21 protein-coding genes and 1 tRNA gene are annotated in these 19,122 nt (G+C 69.2%); 8 read left to right on the top strand and 14 right to left on the bottom strand.

Features of this window, described 5'->3' with window-relative positions:
• Positions 1-211: 211 nt before the first annotated feature.
• The 3 genes from AVZ66_RS11600 to AVZ66_RS11610 all read right to left on the bottom strand — a co-directional run bounded on the left by AVZ66_RS11600 (position 212) and on the right by AVZ66_RS11610 (position 912).
• Positions 212-293, bottom strand: a tRNA-Ser gene (locus tag AVZ66_RS11600).
• Positions 294-339: 46 nt separating this feature from the next.
• Complete coding sequence (locus AVZ66_RS11605; RefSeq protein WP_058984234.1) at positions 340-528, bottom strand: hypothetical protein; 189 nt, start codon at positions 526-528, stop codon at positions 340-342.
• Positions 529-912, bottom strand: coding sequence for a Rid family detoxifying hydrolase (locus tag AVZ66_RS11610; RefSeq protein WP_058984235.1), 384 nt, complete (start codon positions 910-912; stop codon positions 529-531).
• A 98-nt stretch (positions 913-1,010) separates the two neighbouring features.
• On the opposite strand from AVZ66_RS11610, the gene AVZ66_RS11615 reads away from it, so the two are divergent.
• Positions 1,011-1,847, top strand: a complete 837-nt coding sequence (locus AVZ66_RS11615) for a hypothetical protein (RefSeq protein WP_058984236.1) — start codon at positions 1,011-1,013, stop codon at positions 1,845-1,847.
• Here the strand turns inward: AVZ66_RS11615 and ilvA are convergent, their stop codons facing one another.
• A complete protein-coding gene (gene ilvA / locus AVZ66_RS11620) occupies positions 1,848-3,077 on the bottom strand; it encodes a threonine ammonia-lyase (protein ID WP_058984237.1) in 1,230 nt (409 codons plus the stop codon).
• Positions 3,078-3,343: 266 nt separating this feature from the next.
• Here ilvA and AVZ66_RS11625 point away from each other — a divergent pair, with 266 nt between their 5' ends.
• A complete protein-coding gene (locus AVZ66_RS11625; protein ID WP_058984712.1) occupies positions 3,344-4,645 on the top strand; it encodes an MATE family efflux transporter in 1,302 nt (433 codons plus the stop codon).
• Between the two features lie 18 nt (positions 4,646-4,663).
• Here the strand turns inward: AVZ66_RS11625 and citZ are convergent, their stop codons facing one another.
• The gene (gene citZ, locus AVZ66_RS11630) at positions 4,664-5,800 is read right to left on the bottom strand and encodes a citrate synthase (protein ID WP_058984238.1); all 1,137 of its coding nucleotides are present in this window, start codon (positions 5,798-5,800) and stop codon (positions 4,664-4,666) included.
• A 186-nt stretch (positions 5,801-5,986) separates the two neighbouring features.
• Here citZ and AVZ66_RS11635 point away from each other — a divergent pair, with 186 nt between their 5' ends.
• Positions 5,987-7,180, top strand: coding sequence for a potassium channel family protein (locus tag AVZ66_RS11635; RefSeq protein ID WP_058984239.1), 1,194 nt, complete (start codon positions 5,987-5,989; stop codon positions 7,178-7,180).
• Position 7,181: 1 nt separating this feature from the next.
• Here the strand turns inward: AVZ66_RS11635 and AVZ66_RS11640 are convergent, their stop codons facing one another.
• Positions 7,182-7,778, bottom strand: coding sequence for a hypothetical protein (locus AVZ66_RS11640; protein WP_058984240.1), 597 nt, complete (start codon positions 7,776-7,778; stop codon positions 7,182-7,184).
• Between the two features lie 50 nt (positions 7,779-7,828).
• On the bottom strand, positions 7,829-8,116 hold the full coding sequence (locus AVZ66_RS11645) for a hypothetical protein (RefSeq protein WP_058984241.1): 288 nt from the start codon (positions 8,114-8,116) through the stop codon (positions 7,829-7,831).
• Between the two features lie 85 nt (positions 8,117-8,201).
• Here AVZ66_RS11645 and AVZ66_RS11650 point away from each other — a divergent pair, with 85 nt between their 5' ends.
• Both AVZ66_RS11650 and AVZ66_RS11655 read left to right on the top strand, forming a co-directional pair.
• Positions 8,202-9,158, top strand: a complete 957-nt coding sequence (locus AVZ66_RS11650; RefSeq protein ID WP_058984242.1) for a succinylglutamate desuccinylase/aspartoacylase family protein — start codon at positions 8,202-8,204, stop codon at positions 9,156-9,158.
• Positions 9,159-9,416: 258 nt separating this feature from the next.
• Positions 9,417-10,541, top strand: a complete 1,125-nt coding sequence (locus AVZ66_RS11655; protein ID WP_058984243.1) for a pyridoxal-phosphate dependent enzyme — start codon at positions 9,417-9,419, stop codon at positions 10,539-10,541.
• A gap of 1 nt (position 10,542) precedes the next feature.
• On the opposite strand, the gene AVZ66_RS11660 is transcribed toward AVZ66_RS11655, so the two are convergent.
• Together AVZ66_RS11660 and AVZ66_RS11665 are read right to left on the bottom strand one after the other, a co-directional pair.
• On the bottom strand, positions 10,543-10,758 hold the full coding sequence (locus AVZ66_RS11660) for a hypothetical protein (RefSeq protein WP_058984244.1): 216 nt from the start codon (positions 10,756-10,758) through the stop codon (positions 10,543-10,545).
• Positions 10,759-10,850: 92 nt separating this feature from the next.
• Complete coding sequence (locus AVZ66_RS11665) at positions 10,851-12,113, bottom strand: tRNA(Ile)(2)-agmatinylcytidine synthase (RefSeq protein WP_058984245.1); 1,263 nt, start codon at positions 12,111-12,113, stop codon at positions 10,851-10,853.
• 141 nt (positions 12,114-12,254) lie between these two features.
• Between AVZ66_RS11665 and AVZ66_RS11670 the strand changes: the two genes are divergently transcribed.
• Both AVZ66_RS11670 and AVZ66_RS11675 read left to right on the top strand, forming a co-directional pair.
• On the top strand, positions 12,255-13,217 hold the full coding sequence (locus AVZ66_RS11670; RefSeq protein ID WP_058984246.1) for a transcriptional regulator: 963 nt from the start codon (positions 12,255-12,257) through the stop codon (positions 13,215-13,217).
• A 70-nt stretch (positions 13,218-13,287) separates the two neighbouring features.
• The gene (locus AVZ66_RS11675; protein WP_058984247.1) at positions 13,288-14,124 is read left to right on the top strand and encodes a hypothetical protein; all 837 of its coding nucleotides are present in this window, start codon (positions 13,288-13,290) and stop codon (positions 14,122-14,124) included.
• Between the two features lie 121 nt (positions 14,125-14,245).
• Here the strand turns inward: AVZ66_RS11675 and AVZ66_RS11680 are convergent, their stop codons facing one another.
• From AVZ66_RS11680 to AVZ66_RS11700, 5 genes are all read right to left on the bottom strand, one after another.
• The gene (locus tag AVZ66_RS11680) at positions 14,246-14,491 is read right to left on the bottom strand and encodes a glutathione S-transferase N-terminal domain-containing protein (RefSeq protein ID WP_058984248.1); all 246 of its coding nucleotides are present in this window, start codon (positions 14,489-14,491) and stop codon (positions 14,246-14,248) included.
• Between the two features lie 54 nt (positions 14,492-14,545).
• Positions 14,546-15,934: an NCS2 family permease gene (locus AVZ66_RS11685; RefSeq protein WP_058984249.1), complete on the bottom strand. Its 1,389-nt coding sequence runs from the start codon at positions 15,932-15,934 to the stop codon at positions 14,546-14,548.
• Positions 15,935-16,067: 133 nt separating this feature from the next.
• On the bottom strand, positions 16,068-16,781 hold the full coding sequence (locus AVZ66_RS11690) for a phosphoribosyltransferase family protein (protein WP_058984250.1): 714 nt from the start codon (positions 16,779-16,781) through the stop codon (positions 16,068-16,070).
• Between the two features lie 94 nt (positions 16,782-16,875).
• On the bottom strand, positions 16,876-17,403 hold the full coding sequence (gene pyrE / locus AVZ66_RS11695) for an orotate phosphoribosyltransferase (protein ID WP_197407795.1): 528 nt from the start codon (positions 17,401-17,403) through the stop codon (positions 16,876-16,878).
• Positions 17,404-17,605: 202 nt separating this feature from the next.
• On the bottom strand, positions 17,606-18,151 hold the full coding sequence (locus AVZ66_RS11700; protein WP_058984252.1) for a CDP-2,3-bis-(O-geranylgeranyl)-sn-glycerol synthase: 546 nt from the start codon (positions 18,149-18,151) through the stop codon (positions 17,606-17,608).
• A gap of 90 nt (positions 18,152-18,241) precedes the next feature.
• On the opposite strand from AVZ66_RS11700, the gene AVZ66_RS11705 reads away from it, so the two are divergent.
• Complete coding sequence (locus tag AVZ66_RS11705; RefSeq protein ID WP_058984253.1) at positions 18,242-19,081, top strand: proline dehydrogenase family protein; 840 nt, start codon at positions 18,242-18,244, stop codon at positions 19,079-19,081.
• Positions 19,082-19,122: the final 41 nt, after the last annotated feature.

The raw sequence follows: 19,122 nt of genomic DNA on the forward strand, positions 1-19,122 counted from the left end.
GGAGTAAAAAGGTACGAAGACGCCGGGACAGGGACTGAGCGAACGCGGAGCGTTCGCGAGGGTCGGCGCGGCTTCGCCGCGCCGGGGTTTGAACCCGATGCCAGACCTCACTGTGTTCGGTCTGCCGTGGTTCAAATCCCTCGCGTTCACTCGACGGAGACTCTCGCGGCGCGACGAGACGCGCCGCTCGGAGTCGCTGCGTCACGAAAAACGCCGGGACAGGGATTTGAACCCTGAACCCCGTAAGGGGACACGCTTTCCAGGCGTGCGCTTTGCCATTCGGCCATCCCGGCCCGTCGTAACGTACCCGGGTCTGTCGTTTAAACCCTTCTTTTCGAGTTAGCGCAGGCGCGTGGCGGCGAGGTGCGCGACGAGCGAGGACGCCGCGAAAACGACGACAGCGACGCCGAGCAGCGCGAGGAAGCCGACGCCCTCGTCGGCGAACGCGCTGTAGGCCTGCGCGAGCACGAGGAACCCCAGCGCGCCGACGGCGCCCCACGCCAGCGTGTCCAGCGTGGCCCGACGCATCTAGTCGCGCTGTGCGGCGACGGCTTCGATTTCGATTGCCGCGCCCTTCGGGAGCGCCGAGACTTCGAGCGCCGAGCGCGCGGGCGGGTTGTCTTGGAAGTACTCCTTGTACGCCTCGTTCATCTCGTCGAAGTCGTCGATGTCGTCGAGGAACACCGAGACCTTCAGCACGTCCTGCATCGTGAGGCCCTCGGCTTCGAGGATGGCCTTGACGTTCTCGAGGCTCTGTCGGGTCTGTGTGGCGATGGGTTCGTCGTCGAGGAGGTCGCCCTCGGGCGTCAGCGGAATCTGCCCGGCGGTGAACACGAGGTCGCCGTCCGTCGTCGCTTGGCTGTATGCGCCGACCGCGGCGGGGGCGTCGGGGGTGTCGATGATGCGTTTCATGTCCAGTGAGTCGCAGTCACACGTATTAAAAACCGGCGTCAACAGCGTGGGCGTCGCGGAGCCACCAGATTCGTGTCCGCTCGCGCGCAAGCATGCGTATGCGTGGCCGAACAGTCGCCGCCGGTGTCGTCGCGTCGCTGGCCAGCGTCGGCGCGTGGCGAGCGCGCGATGTGCCGTTCAGCCCAGTCACCGGCGGTAGCCACATCGGTTCAGCGTTCGTCGAGCGACGCGGACTCGCCGCCGAGGGAGAGCTGGCCGGGGAGATGGACGACATGGCTGCGTTCGCGCGCCCGGACTTCGACCCGGAACGGGTCGCCCCCGCTGTCAGGCGGTTCTACGAGCGCACGACCGACTACGAGATGCGGTTCCGCGCGCGCTGGCACCGGCCGTTCCGAACGGGGGCGAAAGTCGCTTCGCCCGTGACGTCCAGGCTCCGCCAGTTGAACCTCCCGGCACCCAGCGACGAGGACTGGCACCGGCTGTCGAACCAGTTCGTCGCGCTCGACCCGGAAGCCGACCCGCGGGACGGCGCGCGAGCGTGGATTCGGACGGACGAAACCGGCGAGGCGGTGTTCGTAGCGCTGTACGCCAGCCACGAGGCCGACGGCGAGCGGTTCGTGAACATCGCGGCGCCGCTGCCGGGCGGCAACCTCTCAACGGTGCTGCGCATCGGCCACCTCGGCGCTGGCGACGCGACGGGCGTCGAATTGACGACGCGGACGCCCGGCGACCCGGGCCTCTACTGGGTCACCCCGCCGGTCGGGGTCGCGCTCCCCGCCGACCAGCGGTTCCGCGTGTGGCCGACCGACGGGTCGGTGGAGGCGCCCGGCGTCGAGGACCCGACCGGGGGCGACGCGGTGGCGCTGGCGACCCACGAGATGTGGCTCTGTGGCGCGCAGTTCCTCACCGTCGAGTACGCGGTCGTCCCCGCGTAGTCAGTTCTGGGGACGTGGCCCGTTGAGCACGGTCACCTCGAAGCCCGCCTCGCGGATGCGCTCCAGGAGCGCGTCGACGTGCTCGGGGCCGCGGGTTTCGAGGTCGAGTTCGACCTCGGCCGCGTTCATCGCGATGTCGCGGTTCGTGCGGTCGTGCTGGATGGCGTAGATGTTCGCGCGCTCGTCGGCGATGACGTCGATGAGGTCGTCGAGGGCTCCCGGACGGTCCTTCAGCACGGTCCGCACTTTCACGTAGCGGCCTTGGTCGACCAGCCCGCGCATGATGACCGTCGTGAGGAGGTTGAGGTCGATGTTGCCGCCGCAGAGCGCGGGCACGATGACCTCGTTCTCGTCGTAGACGAACTTGCCTTCCAGCAGCGCCGCCAGCGGCGTCGCGCCCGCGCCCTCGACGAGCGTCTTCCCGCGTTCGAGCATTAGCATGAGCGCGGTCGCGATTTCGTCGTCGGAGACGGTGACCACTTCGTCGACGCGCTCGCGGATGACCGGGAACGTCTTCTCGCCGACCCGCCGCACCGCGATACCGTCCGCGATGGTGTCCACGGAGTCCACCGACTGCGGCTGACCCTTCCGGAGCGAGGACGCGACCGTCGAGGCACCCTCGGCCTGCACGCCGACGACGCGCACGTCCGGGTCGTGGGCTTTCACGGCGGTGGCGACACCCGAGATGAGGCCGCCGCCGCCGATTGGGACGACGACGGTGTCGAGTTCGGGGAGGTCGTCGACGATTTCGAGGCCGATAGTCCCCTGACCCGCCATCACGCGCTCGTCGTCGAACGCGTGGACGTAGGTGCGGCCCTCCTCGGCTTCGAGTTCGTGGGCGTACGCTTGGGCGGCGTCGTAGTCGACGCCGTGGAGGACGACCTCGGCGCCGTAGCTCTTCGTCGCCTTGATTTTCGAGATGGGCGCGGTCTCGGGCATCACGACCTTCGAGTCGACGCCCGAGCGCGACGCCGCGAGCGCGACGCCCTGCGCGTGGTTGCCCGCCGACGCGGTGACGACGCCGGCGTCGCTCTCGGCGTCCGAGAGCGTACGAATGCGGTTGGTCGCGCCGCGAATCTTGAACGAGCCCGTCCGCTGGAAGCACTCCAGTTTCAAGTGGACTTCCGCGCCGGTCATCCGGGAGAACGTGTTTGAGTAGTCCAGCGGGGTGTGGCGGGCGACGTCAGCGACGTGCTCGCGGGCGTCGAGCACGTCGTCGAGTCCGATCATGCTCGCGGCTACGACGCAGTCGCTGTTAACGGTTGGTGGTACGGGCGCTCCAAGAAACGGGGAACGGAGCGTGTGACAGTTGCAGCGACGACCCGGATAATCATAAAACCGACCAAAGCGCAGTGAAAGTGAAAGTGGCAGACTGCGGCCGGGCCAGCGGCGCCACCGCGGACCGGTAGCGATTTCTCGGGGCGCGACGAGTTCCGACCGTGCGCTCCCGACTCCGCGCGGTGTGGCGGCGGGTGTTCGCGCTCGCGTGGCCCGTGATGGCCGAGCAGACGCTCCGCACGCTGATGCGGACCGTCGACGTTGTCGTCACCGCCGCCATCTCGCCGGCCGCCGTCGTCGCCGTCGGCCTCGCTGACCTCTACGCACGGTTCCCGCTGCGCGTCGGCCTCGGACTCGGCGGCGGCGCCATCAGCCTCTCCAGTCAAGACACCGGCCGCGACGCCACCGCCACCCGCGACGAAGCAATCACGCAAGCCGTCCTCGTCGGCGCGCTCGCGGGCGTCCCGTTCGCCGCGTTCGGCGTGGGATTCGGCCCGGCGGCCATCCGCCTGCTCGGCGCCGCGCCAGATGTCGTCGCGCTCAGTAGCACGTACCTCGCAGTTATCCTTCTCACTGCGCCCGCGCGCCACGTCGCCCTCATCGCCGCTCGCGCCCTCCAGGGAACGGGCGACACCCGCACGCCGATGTACGTCAACGCCGTCTCCAACCTCGGGAACGTCGCCGGTAGCGTCGGCCTCGGTCTCGGCTACTTCGGCCTCCCCGAACTCGGTGTGGTCGGCGTCGGCGCTGCCACCGCCGCCGCGAACGTCTTCACCGCCGTCGCGCTCACCCTCGCTATCGCCTCGACGTACACCACCGCGGGGTTCGCGCGCCCGCAGTCGCGGACCATCACGAAACAGCTGTTCGCGGTCAGCGCCCCGAAAATCGCTGAGGGAGCCGTCTCCGCGCTCGCGGAGTTCCCGTTCAACGCGTTGCTGCTGTCGTTCGGCACGAACGTCAACGCCGCGTTCCAAATCGGCCGCCGCGTCTACCAGCAGGTCACGGGCCCGCTATCGAGAGGGTACAACGTCGCCGCGAACGTCGTCGTCGGCCAAGCGCTCGGCGAAGTCGACCCCGAGACGGCGCGCTTCGACGGCTGGGCGGTCGCCGCGCTCGGCGTGCTCACGGTCGGCGCCGTCGGCCTCCTCCTGTCGTACTTCGCGCGGCCGCTGGTCGCGCTGCTCGCCGACGAACCCGAGACCATCCGCCACGGCGTCTGGTTCGCCCGCGCGTACGGCCTGAGCGCGCCGTTCCTCGCGGCGTTCGTCGGGCTTTCCGGCGCGCTGCAGGGCGCCAGCGAGACCCGCGTCCCGTTCGTCGCGCGCGCCACCGGCATGCTCGGCTTCTTCGTCGGCTTCTCGTGGCTCGCCGGCCGCACGCTCGACTACGGACCACTCGCGGCGTACTGGGGCGTCGCGCTCTCGAACGTCTGGATGGCTGCCGTCGTCACCGTCGGCTTCCACTACGGCGACTGGGCGAGCCGCGCGGGTTCGATGATGGCGGAGCGAGCGGACAGCTAGAAGACGCGAGTGAACTGCTTACCGCTCGTCGACGGGCACGAACTCCTGGTCTTCCTCGCCGATGTAGCGAGCGCGCGGGCGGATGAGGCGGTTGTCGTCGTACTGTTCGAGGACGTGGGCGATCCAGCCGCCGACGCGGCTCATCGCGAAGATGGGCGTGTAGATGTCGACGGGGATGCCCATCTGGTAGTACGTCGACGCGGAGTAGAAGTCGACGTTCGGTGCGAGGCCCTTCTCCTCTTTGACGTACTCCTCGATGGCGACGCTCATCTCGTACCACTTCGTGTCGCCGGCGGCCTCGCCGAGTTCCTCGCTGCGCTCGCCGAGGATTTTCGCGCGCGGGTCCTTGACGTTGTAGACGCGGTGGCCGAACCCGGCGACGCGCGTGCCGTTCTCGAGGGCGTCGGCGACCCAGTCGACGGGTTCCTTCCCGGAGGCGTCGATTTCCTCGAGCATGCGCATGACGTTCGCGTTCGCGCCGCCGTGGAGGCTGCCGCCGAGCGTGCCGACGGCCGACGTAATCGCGGAGTGGAGGTCCGCGAGCGTGCTGGACGTGACCATCGAGGAGAACGTCGACGCGTTCAGCCCGTGGTCGGCGTGGAGCACGAGCGCCTGGTCGAAGACGTCGGCGAGCACGTCGTCGGGCTCCTCGTCGTTGAGCATGTACAGGAAGTTTGCCGCGTGCCCGAGGTCGTCGCGGGGCGCGACGGGGTCGTCGCCCTCGCGGAGGCGCGTGAACGCCGCGATGATAGTGGGAATCTTCGCGGTGATGCGTTTGCCCTTCCGGAGGTTCGCCTCACGGTCGGTGGGGTCGGCGTCGGCGTCCGGGTCGTAGGCTGAGAGCTCCGAGACCGCCGTGCGGAGCGCCGCCATCGGGTCTTCGTCGGCGGCAGCGAGGTCCGCGACGAGGTCCAGCACGTCCTCGTCGAGGTCGCGGTGGGCGGTCATCTCCTCGCTGAACGCTTCGAGTTCCTCCCGATTGGGGAGGCGGCCGTGCCAGAGTAGGTAGAGGACTTCCTCGTAGCTCGCGCCGCGCGCGAGGTCCTCGATGGTGTACCCGCGGTAGACGAGTTTGCCCTCGTCGCCGTCGATGTAGCTCAACTCGGACTCCGCGACGAGCACACCTTCCAAACCCTTCTTGAGTTCGTCGGCCATGTGCGTGGGTTCTTGACGGTTCTACCTAATGTGTGTCGGTTTCCTTCACGGTCGTCTACGAAAATATTGCGCGCGGGAACAAATATCGGGCGTTTCGTGTGAACGAGTGGCACGAATTCGGGGCGGAACGAGCGCGCGCCACGCCTCACGCGAACGTTTTTCGGGGGCGGGGGCGAATCCGGGGGCATGAGCGGCCGCGTCGAGTACGAGCCCGCGAGCGTGAAAGACCTCCTCGCGGAGATGAAAGACACCGCCGAACTCCTCATCGACCTCTCCTACTCGGCGGTGCTGCACGGCAGCGACGACGTGGCGGCGGAAGTCCTCAAACTCGAAGAGCGCATGGACGTCCTCCAGTTGCGCGCGCGGATGAGCCTCCTGATGGCGGCGCGCAACCCCGAGGACGCGGAGACGCTGGCGCCCGTCCTCGGCGTCGTCGGCGCCGCCGAGAAGATCAGCGACGCCGCCGGCGACATCGCGAAAGTCGTCCTCGAAGACATCCGCGTGCCCGACGCCATCCGCGCGGCGCTCCCGGAGGCCGTCGAGTCGCTGGAGCGCGCGGAGTTGGCCGCCGACTCCGCGTACGCCGGTCGGACGCTGCTGGACGTGAACCTAGAGACCGAGACCGGGGTGCGCGTGCTCGCGATTCGGCGCGGCGGCGACTGGCTGCTGAACCCGGACCGCGACACGGAACTGACCACAGGAGACGTGCTGTTGCTTCGCGGGCCGGAGGACCGCATCGGTGGCGTCTACGAGACGGCCACCGGCGAGTCCTACGAGCCGCCGGCAGTCCCCGAACCGAGCATCGACGACCTCGGGCGCGCCGTCGACTCCGTGGTGACGATGAAGAACATGAGCGAACTCTCCGTCGACCTCGCGTACGGCGCCGTCCTCTTCGACTCGACGGACCTCGCGGCGGAAGTCGTCGAACTGGAGGCGGAGGTGGACGCGCTGAAGTCCCGTTTCGAGGCGTGGACGCTGCGGGCGGCGAGCCGCGTCGAGGACCCGGTGTCGCTGCGCGGGCTCGTCCACATCGCCACCGCGACGGAGGTCATCAGCGACGCCGCGGTCGAAATCAGCGAGGGCGTGCTCCGCGGCCTCGACACCCACGTCGTCGTCCAGGAGGCCGTCGAGGAGTCCGACGAGGTCATCGTCCGGGAGACCGTCGAAACGGGGAGCTCGCTCGACGGCGCGACGCTCGGCGGCGAAGCGGTCGCCACCGAGACCGGGATGCGCGTCATCGCGGTGCGGCGGCCGGACGCGGACGCCGACGAGTGGGTCGTCCAGCCCGGCCCCGAGACGGAAGTGGGCGCCGGGGACGTGCTGTTGGCGAAAGGGACGCGCGCGAGCGCCGAACGCCTCCGCGGCCTTGCAGCGGCGTGAGTCAGTCCAAGACGGCGCGCTCAGTAGCGACCGCTCGGAGCGCGAGGTCCGGCAGCGCCACGCCGAGGTAGTCCGTGCCGTCGCTGTACCCGGTCACGGACAGCACCGCGGTCTCGGCGGTTTCGAAGCGCAGTTCGAAGCCGACCGGGTCGTCAGTCAGCCGCGGCGTCACCACCCGTGAGTCGGTGCCGTCGGCGACTACCTTCCGGCGGCGCTTCGCGAGCGCCGCGACGCGGTCCGAATTCACGTCGAGCGCGGTGTAGCCGGTACTCGGTCCGCGCACGCGAGAGAGCAGGCCGCCGCTCTCCGGCGGGTGGACGCCGTGTTTCGCGTAGACGTAGCCGTCCTCGCGACGGACGACGAGCCGGGCCGTGCAGTCGGTGCCCGCGAGTTCGACCGGGCACGCGAACGCGTAGCGCTTGTCGGCGTGGCTGGTCTCGGCGACGTCGAAGCGCTTCCCGCCCGGCGACTTGTCCGCCCCGCGCAGCGGCGCGAGCAGGCCCGCGACGACGGCGGACGGCGACGGGAGGCCCTCACCGCCGTCCGCGTCGTCACCCGTGTACGCGGCAAGGCGGGTGGGGAAGTCGTCTTCGGCCATCCTCGAAACCGAACAGACCCGCCCACAATAGGTTTTCTTCGCGCAGCCAACTACTCCAGTCGGCGGTAGAGCCGGTAGGCCGCGCCGGCGGTGAACGCGAACGTCGCGAGCAAGCCGACCGTGAACGCGAGGACGGCCGCCAACGCGGCGAGGTACAGCGTCGAGTACGGCGACCCGCCCGACGCCACGACGAAGAAGTAGTACGTCGCGACGGCGACCAGCAGGCCGACCGCGAACCCGCGTTTCGCCTGCGTCACGACGCCGAGCGCGCGCACGAAGTTGTCGACGCCGGGGCGGTCGGACGCCGCGTCGGCCGGCTGCTCGGACCGCTCGGACATACGCGGGGGTTGGCTGTGGCGCGTGAAAACAGCGCCGATTCCGGGACCGAACCGCTCAAGGCTACGCGTGCGTGGGATTACTGTAATGACTACGCTCGGCACGGCGTCCGCGGACCCCGGGGAGTTCGACACGGGTCGACTCACCGTGGGCGAGATGCGGGACGGCACCGCAGTCGGCCTCCCGGTCGCGGTCGTGAACGGCGAACGCGACGGCAAAACCCTCTACATGCAGGCCGCAAGCGACGGCGACGAACTGAACGGCGTCGGCGTGCTCCGCCGCGTCGTCCCGCAACTCGACCCCGCCGAACTCGCGGGCGAAGTGCGCGTCGTCGGCGTCACGAACTTCCACGCGTTCCAAGTCGCGGAACACCGCAACCCCATCGACGACACGAAACTCAACCGCGCGTATCCCGGCAGCGCGAACGGCTCCTCCTCCGAGCGCATCGCCCACGCCACGTTCGCCGCCGCCGAGGACGCCGACCTCATCCTCGACCTCCATCAGGGGTCGACCTCCCGGATGCTCAACGAGGTGCGCGTTCGCTGTGGCCGCCACCACCGCCTGCACGGCGACTGCCTCGAACTCGCGAAGGTGTTCGGCTGCGGGCACGTCCTCGACCAGAAGGGGCCCGAGGGCCAACTCGCGCGCGCCGGCCCCGCCGAGGGCATCCCCACCGTCGACCCCGAACTCGGCGGGAGCGTCGGCTTCGACGAGGAGTCCATCCAGTACGGCGTCGACGGCGTGTTCAACGTCCTCCGCTACTACGGGTTCCTCGACGGCGACGTCGAGACGGAGCGACAGACCCGCGCGAAGGACTTCGACCGCTACGGCTCCCCCGTAGGTGGCATCGTCGAGTACAAACAGGACCTCGGCGACGAGGTGCGCGCCGGTGACACCCTCTTCGAAGTCACCGACGTGTTCGGCACCCTCAAGGCCACCGTCACCGCGGACAACAGCGGCGTCTTCTGGCGCTCCCGCCGCCTCCCGCAGGTCGCCACCGGCGAGTACGTCTGCTCGGTCGGCACGGACGTCGACAAATACTAAACACGCACTTTTTGCTGTGGGAGCGGCCTGCGGCCGCTCCCTGGCAAAAACTTGCGGAAAAAGCACTCCTCGCTCCTGCCGGCAGAGCGGAGCTCTGCCGAGGTCACGTTCGCTTCACTCACGTGACTGCCGCTCACTTCGTTCGCGTTAGTCGGTCGTCGGCCTCGCGGCTGCGCCGCGAGTGAATCGCGCTCGCTTCGCTCGCGCGAATACTCGTTCATCGCCACGCTCAGGTAGCCCGTCCTCGTTCTCGGGAGTATGCTCGAATGCCGTTCCTGCGGTCGAACCCACGAGTCCGGGCCCGAGGAGCCGTGGCGCTGCGAGTGCGGGCACGCGCTCGACTTCGCCGAGCGGCCGCTGCCGGACAGCGACGAGCCGGACGTCGACCCCCGCGATGGCCTGTGGGCGTTCTCTGAGTTCCTCCCGATTGGCGAGGAAGTGACACTCGGCGAGGGGTGGACGCCGCTGGCGGACGCGCCCCACTGGGACGCCGAGTTCAAACTGGACTACGTGTTTCCGTCGGGGAGCTACAAGGACCGCGGCGCGGCGCTGACGCTCTCTCGGGCGGCGGAGTTGGGTGTCGAGCGCGTCGTCGAGGACTCCTCGGGGAACGCCGGCGCGGCCATCGCGCAGTACGCCGCGCGCGCCGGCATCGACGCCGACATCTACGTGCCGGCGGACGCCAAGCAGTCGAAACTCGACGCCATCGAGGCCGCGGGCGCGACGGCGGTCCGCGTCGAAGGGAGCCGGCAGGACGTGACCGACGCCTGCGTGGAGCGCGTGGAACGACGCTCCACGGAACGGTCGAGCGGCGACGAGCCGCGAGACGAAGCAGTCGGTGGCAATGCGTGGTACGCGAGTCACGCGTGGAACCCGGCGTTCTACGCGGGGACGTCGACGTTCGCGCTCGAACTCGCGGCGCAACGCGACTGGACCGTCCCGGACGCGGTGGTGCTCCCGCTCGGTCACGGCACCCTGTTTCTCGGCGCGTACCGCGGCTTTGCGGCGCTCGAGGCGGCGGGCTGGACGGACTCAGTCCCGCAGTTGCTCGGCGTGCAGGCGGCGGGCGTCGCGCCAGTCGTCGAGGCACTCCACGGCTCCGAAGAAGCGGGGACGAACGACGTGGCGGACGGCATCCAGATTCGCGAACCAGCGCGCCAGAACCAACTGCTGGACGCCATCGACGCGACCGACGGCGACGCCATCGCGTGCGACGCCGAAGCGACCGAGGACGCACTGGACGCGCTCCACGAGCGCGGACTCTACGTCGAGCCGACGAGCGCCGTCGGCGTCGCCGGCCTAGAAGCGTACCGCGAGCGCGGCGTCCTCGACGCGCACGACGACGTGGTCGTCGGGCTGACCGGCAGCGGACTGAAGAAGTAGGCTACCGCCAGTCGGCCAGCGAGACGAACGCGTCGTCCTCGGCGGTCACCCACGTGGTGACGAGTTCGTCGCCGTCCGCGTTCGCGGGGAACAGCGTGCACGCCCGCTCGCCGTCCTGCACTTCGACGTGCGCAGCGAGTCGTCCCGCAGCGGTGTCGCTGTCGGTCGTCTCGCTGGCGACGCCAACCTCGTCGGGGGTGCGGCGGTCGGGGCGCATGGTTCCAATTACGGCGCGCACTGGAATAAAGTGTTGCGGCTGCATGTCATGGAGTGACAACCACCGAAACCGACGGCTTCGGGAACTCCTGACTACCGCTCGGGGTGGACGGAAGCGTCCCAGTCGCCCCGAATTAGGGGTTTGGCGACGTGGCGCCGCGCGCAGGGCGGCACCTCGTACCAGCCGACATCGAGATCGCGGTCGACAGGGCGCTCGACCTTCCCGGGTGCGGACGTGCCACAGTCCCGGCAGCGGTAGCCCTGATTCGCGCCGGCGCTCTCCATCGCCGCGCCGCAGTCCGGGCACCGCGGGGTCGCTCGCTTCGTCTCGTCGAGGTCGCGCACCGCGAACTTCTCCAGTTTGAGCGTGCCGTCCGCGACCTCCCCGCAGACGGTGAGGCGGTCGCCGGGCCGGAGCGCCCGCACGCGGTCGCGGAACCGCTTGGTCGGCTCGAACGCCGCGCACTCCACGCGAACGCCGTCGTCCTCGACGGGGACGAAGACGTGGCCGCCGCGCCGCGTCTCGGGCTCCCCGACGACCGTCGCGTCGGTGCAGTACGCGCGGCCGTCTTCGAGGGCCGCGAGGTCGGCCGCGCGGAGGTGCGCGTCCGTCCCCTGATTCGTGACGAACAGTTCGCTGGCGTGGACGGATTCGCTGTCGATTGCGGCCGCGATGTCGGTGACCGTCTCGGCGTCGTCGCCGCGAATCCCGTAGAGGATTGGGCCGGGCGTGTGCGGCACGCAGACCAACTCGTCCTCCGCGCGGTCCACCGTGTCCCACGCGTCGGGGTAGGCGGCGTCCGCGGCGGCGAACACGCTCTCCGCGTCCACGTCGCGCTCGGTCCCCCAGCGCTCCGGTTCGCGGTAGTCGATGCGCTCGTACGTCCAGTCCTCGAAGGCGTTCCACGCGCCCACGGCGGCGAGCGCGCCGACGACGCCGCGGCCGTTCTCCCACTGCGCGGTCTCGTAGCCGTGCGCGGCCGCCAGCGACTCCGCCTCGCCGGGGTCGAGATGTTCGCGCATCGCGCGCTCCGCGAAGGCGGCGACTGGTTCTGGGGTGTTCTTTTCGGGCGCGACCACCACACCCGGGTTCGTTCTTGGGTCGTCGGTCTCGGCGGCCTCCCCGACGACGTCCTCCGCGACGGCGAGTCCGACAGCGGGGTCGACGTCGGCGTGGACCGCGAGCGCGGCGTTCCCGCGAGTCTTGTACTCGACGGCGGGATTCAAGCGCACGAGCAGCACGCGCTCGACGCTCGCGCCGCGGTCGCGCAGTCGCTCGGCGACGAGGTGCGCGGCGTACGTCGTACACATCCCGCGCTCGCGGGAGTCCGTGTCGTCGAGGGCGACGACCGTCATCGCCTCGCGGGTAGGCGGCCGACGCTTTTCGCGCTTCCGGTCGGCGGCCGACGGATAGTGGCGGTCGAATGACCGAAACCGCCGGGAAGCGGCGCCGTATCGGCAAAACGCATATATGTCGCCACCGGCTTATCACGGAGTATGTCACGGTCGGTACTCATCGAGAACGTCACCGCCATGCTCGCGGACGCGGGGTTCACGGTGAGCGACCGCTGTGCGACGCGACCCAAGAGCTTCGACGTGGCCGCTCGCCGCGAGCGAGACGTCATCCTCGTGAAGATTCTCGGCAACATCGACGCCTTCGACGCGCCCACCGGCGCGGAGATGCGGCGCCTCGGCACCCACCTCGACGCCACGCCGATGGTCATCGGCCTGCGCACCCGCGACAAGGAGCTCAAGCCCGGCGTCGTCTACTTCCGGCACGGCGTCCCCGTGTTCAGCCCCGACACAGCGATGGAGTTCTTCGTCGAGGGCGTCCCGCCGCTCATCTACGCGGCGCCGGGCGGCCTCTACGTGAACATCGATGGCGACATCCTCGCGGACCGCCGGCAGAACGAGGACCTCAGCCTCGGCCAACTCGCGAGCCAACTCGGCGTTTCCCGGCGCACCGTCTCGAAGTACGAGGACGGCATGAACGCAAGCATCGAGGTCGCGATGGAACTCGAAGACCTCTTCGGCGGCGACCTCACCTCGCCCGTCTCCGTGATGGACGGCGCCGAGGAAGTCCGGGACGCCGAACCGACGCCGGACGACCCGGAAGCCGACCCCGAAGACGTGCCCGTGCTCTCCGTGCTCGCGCGCGTCGGCTTCGAGGTCCACCCGACGGACCGCGCGCCGTTCAAGGCCGTCAGCGAGGACGCCTCGCGCGCCGACCGCCTGCTCACCGGGCACTCCTCCTTTACCGACGCCGCGGTCAAACGCGCCCGCATCATGAGTTCGCTCGGCGAGATTACGCACACCCGCGCCGTCTACGTCGTCGACGAGGCGTCCCGCGAGTCCGTCGACGACACCGCCATCGTCGAGCGCGAGGAACTCGAAGACGTCGAGGACTCCGACGACCTCCGAGACCTGCTCACGGACCGCGGCGCTCCGCAGGAAGCCTGACCGTGTGAACTCTTCTCGCGACTGATACTCGCGGGTGAACGCTTAACCGTTGGCGGTCGAACGCGCGAGTATGGCCACGCCGTGGGAGAATTCGGCCGTCGACCGCGACTCGTCGACCGACGAGCGCCGGGACCGCGACCCGGGCCTGTCGCTCCAAGGCAGCGTGTTCGTCCTCGCCGGCGCGTCCCGGAACGCGTCCATCGCCGCCGCCCTCCCCGACGCCCTCGACGTGCGGACGTTCACCAGCGCCGGAGCGTTCGACGGCGCCGTCTCCGGGAACGTCGCCGTCGCGTTGCTCTCGACGGCCGTCGACGACGACCGCCTCCGCGAGACGGTCAAGCGCACCGTCGCGGCGTCCCCGCCCGCTCGAATCTGCCTGCTCGCGTCCACGAGCGAGCGCCTCCGGGACTGTGAGGTCCCCCGCGACGAAGAAGTCCGCACGCCCGTCGCCCACGACAAGTTCCTCGCGCTCGTCGAACGGCTCTACGTCCGCGCGTACTACTCGGTCACCCTCGAACGGTTCTACAAAATCGGGGCCGCCGCTCGCAGCCGCGAACTCCAGGTCGACGACCCCGAGGACGCGCGCCTCGAACGCCTCCGCCGCGCCCAGCAGGTGATGGGTGAGTCCCTCTCGCGGCTCCGCGGCCGACTCGACCACGAGGACATCGACGCAATCAAGAATCGACAGGAGCGCCTCGCGGACCTCGCCGCCGACGCCAGACGCGGTCCCGGCCCCGCGGTCCGCGGCCTCCCGGCGTCGTGTCCGGACTGCTCGCTCGACTGGGCGACCTGGCACGGGCCGCGCCTCCGGGACGGCCACCAGCGCATCGGTTCGGACGCGTGGCGCTGCCTGCGCTGTGGGCACGTTATCACCCAGGACGACCCCGACAACTACACCGTCAGTTGAACGGAGAGAACCGTTACCCGCCGTACGTCTCTTCGAGGTACTCCACGATGTCAGGTCGCCCACCTTTTCCCGCTCGTCGCACACCGCGCTCCTCGCGGCAAAACCTGGACCAAAAAACGCCTTACCCGCCGTACGTCTCTTCGAGGTACTCCACGATGTCGTCGCTCTCGGGCATCCCGTCGATGCCGTGGTCGGTGTCGACGAGGACCGGGACGCCGGTCTGTCCGCTGACTTCCTGGACTTCGTCGCGCTGGTCGTGCGAACTCGGAACCTCGTGTTCGACGTAGTCGAGGCCGAGTTCGTCGAGTTTCGTCTCGACTTTCGCGCAGTACGGGCAGCCCGGAAGCTTGTACAGTTCGAGTGTCACACCGGGACGTAGGCGCCGACGACGCAAAGAAGCGGTGGATGCGGCGGGCGGCGCTCAGACCGCGGCCGCGAGCGTGCCGCTGGTGCGGACGTAGAAGTAGACGACGAACGCGAGCGCGAGCAGCCACTGGCCCGCGGAGACGTCGTCGTACTCGCCGACCGCGATTTTCACGACCGGGTAGGAGATGATGCCGGCGGCGATGCCGTAGCCGATGTTGTACGTGAACGGCATCACGAAGACGGTGAGGCCGGCGGGAATCGCGTACGTGGTGTCGTCCCACGCGACGTCGGTGACGTTCGCGAGCATGATGACGCCGACGACGACGAGCGCGATGTGGCTGGCGTACAGCGGGACGATGGCTGCCAGCGGGACGACTGCGAGGCTCGCGAGGAACAGAACGGCGACGACGAGCGCGGTGAGGCCGGTGCGGCCGCCCTCCTCGACGCCCGTCGCGGACTCGATGTACGTGGTGACCGTCGACGTCCCGAGCATGCTGCCGACGGTGGTGCCGATTGCGTCGGCCATCAGCGGCTTGTCGATGTCCGGGAAGTTGCCGTCCTTGTCGAGGAACCCTGCGACCTGCCCGACGCCGACGAGCGTGCCGGCGGTGTCGAAGAAGTCCACGAAGAAGAACGTGAACACGATGAGCGCGAACGCGAACACGTCGATGCCTTGAGCGGGCGTGCCGACGAGGCCGTCGACGAACGCGCCCGCCAGCGGCGTGATGTCGTACTGCGCGCCCGTAATCGACGTGGTGAGCGTGCCCGGCGCGACGACGCCCAGCCACTCGATGACGTAGGCGGCGACTGTCGTGCCGAGGATGCCGACGACGATAGAGCCCGGTGTTCCGCGGGCGTACAGCGCGAGCGTGAAGAAGAGGCCGGCGACAGCGAGCGTGGCGGCGGGGTCGGTCGCGATTTGGCCGAGCGTGACCATCGTCGCCTGGTCGGCGGCGACGACGCCCATCTCCTGGAGGCCGATGAGCGCGAGGAAGCCGCCGATACCCGCCCCGACCGCGAGCTTGACGGGTTCGGGGAACGCGCGGATGATGGCTTTGCGCGCGCCGGCGGCGGTCAGCAGGATGAAGATGATGCCTTCGACGAACACCGCGGCGAGCGCGACCTGCCACGGGATGCCGAGGCCGATGACGACGGTGTACGCGAAGAACGCGTTGAGGCCGAGACCGGGCGCTTGCGCGAACGGTCGGTTGGCGTACAGCGCCATCACCGTCGTCGCGACGAACGCCGAGAGGATGGTGACGACCGCCAGCATCTGCTGGACCTGGTCGCCGCTGTACCCCGGGATGGAGATTGCTTGGCCGAGCGTCGCGGGGTTGACCAGCACGATGTACGACATCGCAAAGAAGGTCGTTACGCCCGCGAGCACTTCCGTTCGGACGTCCGTGTCGTGTTCGTCGAGTGCGAAGTAGTCAGCGAGCCCCATTAACGATGCACGTTCGGGCATAACTACACCGCCCGCTTAAGCGTTGTTATGCACGTTGGTAGTCCGTGCCCGCTACCGGTGAAGAATCGGCAAGGATACTCACGTACGTGCCCAAAATCGGGCGTCTCGACCGCTATTCGAGGTTCGCGAGCGCGCCGACGGGGGCGTCGGTGAGTTCGCGGGCGCGCTCGACGCCGTCGTCGCCGACCGCGATGAGCGTGAACACGCCGGTGACGTCAGCGTCCGCCGCGCCGGCGATGTCCAGCAGAATCTCCTGGGTCTCGCCCGACCGGATGAGGTCGTCGACGACGAGGACGGTGTCGCCGGCCTCGATGGCCGAGGCGGGGAGGTAGTACGTGAGTTCGATGCCCGACGCGAAGCGCTTGCGCGCCTCGATGAACTCCTCGACGGCGGTCTCCTTGGACTTCTTGGCGTACGCGCAACGCGCGCCGTAGTAGGAGGCCAGCGACGCCGCGAGCGTGATGCCGTCGGTGGCGGCGGTGAGCACGACGTCGGGGCGCTCGAAGTCGAACGTCTCGGCGGCGACCGGCGCGACCAGGTCGAGGAACGACTGGTCGAAGACGACGCCGGAGTTGTCGACGTAGCCCTCGTCGTCGAGGCGGACGCGGGCTTCCAGTTCCTCACGGAGGAGGCCGGCGCCGGCCTCTTCGACGACTTCGCGGGCGCGCTCAGCGCTCGGGAGAACGTGGCCGTTCACGTAGCGGTTGAGGTCGCCGGCGGGGAGCCCGGTTTCCGTGGAGAGTTCGTCGTACGTCCGGGTCTCCTTGAGCGTGCGCAGCACGTCGACGGCCCGCAACTGGAGGGCGGCCTTCTCTGCTCGGTTCATATAGACCCACAAGTTTCCACAAACTTGAATATCCCGGAACCGTCGGCGTGCGAAGAAATCACAAACGCGCCCATTTCGAGGGCTGCGTCCCGGATTACTCGGCGTCCAGCAGGTCGGTCGCCGTCACGAGCGCCTCCATCTCGACGCCGTGCTCGGCGAGCAGTTCGCGGCCGCCCTCCTCGCGGTCGACCACGAGCAGCGCGCGATTCACTTCCGCGCCCGCGTCCCGCAGCGCCTCCACGGCGTCGACGGCGGACTGCCCGGTGGTGGCGATGTCCTCCACGACGACGACCTCCTCGCCGTCTTCGAGACGGCCCTCGATGCGGTTGCCGGTGCCGTACTCCTTGGCTTGCTTGCGCGCGATGACGTACGGCACGTCGGCTTCGACGGACGTCGCGGCCGCGAGCGGCACGCCGCCGAGCGCGACGCCGCCGAGTTTCGCGTCCGCGTCGAGGCGCTCGGCGAACGCTTCGGCGATGGCGCGCAGGCAGTCGGGGTCCGTCTCGAAGAGGTACTTGTCCACGTAGTATTCGGAGGTGCCGCCGTGGGAGAGCTCGAACTCCCCGAATTTGACGGCGTCCGCGTCGCGGAGCAGCTGGACGAGGTCGTCGGTCATTACCAGAGTTGGCGGGCCACCCGACCAAAAGCGGTGCGATTACCGAGCCGAGACGAGCATCCGCGAGCGCCGCGAGGCGCGAGCGGTTCACCGCGCGAACGGAGTGAGCGCGGGCCGACGACCGACCGTAGGGAGGGAGGAGTGCTTTTAGTGCAGGTTTTGCCGAGCGAGGCGCGCGGAGCGCGCCTCGCGCAGCGCAAAAAGTGCGTTAGTATGGCTCGTTCTTCAGGCCGAGCAGATAGGCGATACCGTTGGTGAGGACGTGGAGCAGCGGCGTGAGCACGAGGATGGCGACGACGACGTCGAGGGTGAAGGTGGCGCCGAACCAGGCGGGGGCGGCGAGAGCGGCGAGGGCGAGCGCGACGACGACGAAGTCGAGTTGGTCGAGGAGGGGGAAGGCGGCGCCGCGTTCGCGGCCGGTGCGGCGCTTGAGGAACGAGGCGAGGATGTCGCCGAGCATCGCACCGAGCGGGAGCGCGACCATCGCGGCGGCCGGGAACGACGGGAGTGCGACGCCGATGGCGTCGCTGACAGACGGTCCGATGGCGTTCAGGACGGCGGCGAGCGCGACGCCGGCGAGCACGCCGACGGCGGTGCCGCGCCACGTCTTCCCGTCGCCGAGCACGCGTTTGCCGCCCCACGTGCGGCCGCCGTCGATGGGGCGGCCGCCGCCCGCCAGCACCGCGGCGTTGTTCGGCACGTACGCGGGCAGCATCACCCACACCGCAGTCGCGACCGTCGCTACGAGACCCATGCGTGGGGGTGGACGCGGCCGGCGGAAAAACCCGCGGGTTCCGCCGGGGGAGGCGCGTCGTTTATGGGGCGCGACGCCGCAGATTCGGGTATGATCCCGCCCATCGCGAGCAACTTCGTCGCGGGGGAGACGCCCGCGGAAGCCATCGAGTACGCCGAGTCGTTGAACGCTCGCGGCGTGAAGGCAATCCTGAATCTGCTGGGCGAACACTACGAGCGCCGGCCGCCGGCCGACGAGGACGCCGCGGCCTACGAGGCGCTCGTGCGCGACGTCTCGAAGAGCGGCGTCGACGCCTGCGTGTCGGTGAAGCCCTCCCAAATCGGGCTGGACGTCGGCGAGGACGTCTTCCGGGAGAACCTCGCGGGCATCGTCGAGGTCGCGGACGAACACGACGTGTTCACGTGGGTGGACATGGAGGACCACGAGACGACGGACGCGACGCTGGACGCGTACGAGGACTTGACGACGGAGTACGGGGGCGGTGTCGGTCTCTGCATCCAGGCGAACCTCAAGCGCACGGAGGACGACTTGAAACGGCTCGCTGACCTCCCGGGGAAAGTGCGACTCGTGAAGGGCGCCTACGACGAGCCGAAGTCGCTTGCGTACAAGCGCAAGGAGCGCGTGAACGAGGCGTACCGGGACTACCTCGAATACGCGTTCCGGGAGTTCGACGGCGGCGTCGCGGTGGGCAGCCACGACCCCGAAATGATAGCGTACGCCCGCGACCTCCACGACGAGTACGGCACGGACTACGAGGTCCAGATGCTGATGGGCGTGCGCGGCGACGCGCAGTTCGACCTCGCGGCCGACGGCGTCGACGTCTACCAGTACGTGCCCTACGGCGGCAAGTGGGTCTCGTACTTCTACCGGCGCGCGATGGAGCGCAAGGAGAACCTGTTGTTCGCGCTGCGGGCGGTTCTGGGGCGGTAGGCCGGTCGTCTCGAAATCCCTATACGTCGGCGCTCAGTGGA

Origin of the sequence: Halobacterium sp. CBA1132, from assembly GCF_001485535.1 — an archaeon.
Lineage (GTDB): Archaea > Halobacteriota > Halobacteria > Halobacteriales > Halobacteriaceae > Halobacterium.

What these genes read in the sequence shown, in the direction of transcription:
- AVZ66_RS11690 (WP_058984250.1), bottom strand. Translation starts at nt 16,781, where the DNA reads ATGAACCGAGCAGAGAAGGCCGCCCTCCAGTTGCGGGCCGTCGACGTG.
- AVZ66_RS11670 (WP_058984246.1), top strand. Translation starts at nt 12,255, where the DNA reads ATGTCACGGTCGGTACTCATCGAGAACGTCACCGCCATGCTCGCGGAC.
- AVZ66_RS11700 (WP_058984252.1), bottom strand. Translation starts at nt 18,151, where the DNA reads ATGGGTCTCGTAGCGACGGTCGCGACTGCGGTGTGGGTGATGCTGCCC.
- AVZ66_RS11655 (WP_058984243.1), top strand. Translation starts at nt 9,417, where the DNA reads ATGCTCGAATGCCGTTCCTGCGGTCGAACCCACGAGTCCGGGCCCGAG.
- AVZ66_RS11645 (WP_058984241.1), bottom strand. Translation starts at nt 8,116, where the DNA reads ATGTCCGAGCGGTCCGAGCAGCCGGCCGACGCGGCGTCCGACCGCCCC.
- AVZ66_RS11640 (WP_058984240.1), bottom strand. Translation starts at nt 7,778, where the DNA reads ATGGCCGAAGACGACTTCCCCACCCGCCTTGCCGCGTACACGGGTGAC.
- ilvA (WP_058984237.1), bottom strand. Translation starts at nt 3,077, where the DNA reads ATGATCGGACTCGACGACGTGCTCGACGCCCGCGAGCACGTCGCTGAC.
- AVZ66_RS11605 (WP_058984234.1), bottom strand. Translation starts at nt 528, where the DNA reads ATGCGTCGGGCCACGCTGGACACGCTGGCGTGGGGCGCCGTCGGCGCG.
- AVZ66_RS11635 (WP_058984239.1), top strand. Translation starts at nt 5,987, where the DNA reads ATGAGCGGCCGCGTCGAGTACGAGCCCGCGAGCGTGAAAGACCTCCTC.
- AVZ66_RS11705 (WP_058984253.1), top strand. Translation starts at nt 18,242, where the DNA reads ATGATCCCGCCCATCGCGAGCAACTTCGTCGCGGGGGAGACGCCCGCG.
- AVZ66_RS11665 (WP_058984245.1), bottom strand. Translation starts at nt 12,113, where the DNA reads ATGACGGTCGTCGCCCTCGACGACACGGACTCCCGCGAGCGCGGGATG.
- AVZ66_RS11675 (WP_058984247.1), top strand. Translation starts at nt 13,288, where the DNA reads ATGGCCACGCCGTGGGAGAATTCGGCCGTCGACCGCGACTCGTCGACC.
- AVZ66_RS11685 (WP_058984249.1), bottom strand. Translation starts at nt 15,934, where the DNA reads ATGGGGCTCGCTGACTACTTCGCACTCGACGAACACGACACGGACGTC.
- AVZ66_RS11660 (WP_058984244.1), bottom strand. Translation starts at nt 10,758, where the DNA reads ATGCGCCCCGACCGCCGCACCCCCGACGAGGTTGGCGTCGCCAGCGAG.
- AVZ66_RS11615 (WP_058984236.1), top strand. Translation starts at nt 1,011, where the DNA reads ATGCGTGGCCGAACAGTCGCCGCCGGTGTCGTCGCGTCGCTGGCCAGC.
- AVZ66_RS11610 (WP_058984235.1), bottom strand. Translation starts at nt 912, where the DNA reads ATGAAACGCATCATCGACACCCCCGACGCCCCCGCCGCGGTCGGCGCA.
- AVZ66_RS11625 (WP_058984712.1), top strand. Translation starts at nt 3,344, where the DNA reads ATGGCCGAGCAGACGCTCCGCACGCTGATGCGGACCGTCGACGTTGTC.
- citZ (WP_058984238.1), bottom strand. Translation starts at nt 5,800, where the DNA reads ATGGCCGACGAACTCAAGAAGGGTTTGGAAGGTGTGCTCGTCGCGGAG.
- AVZ66_RS11650 (WP_058984242.1), top strand. Translation starts at nt 8,202, where the DNA reads ATGACTACGCTCGGCACGGCGTCCGCGGACCCCGGGGAGTTCGACACG.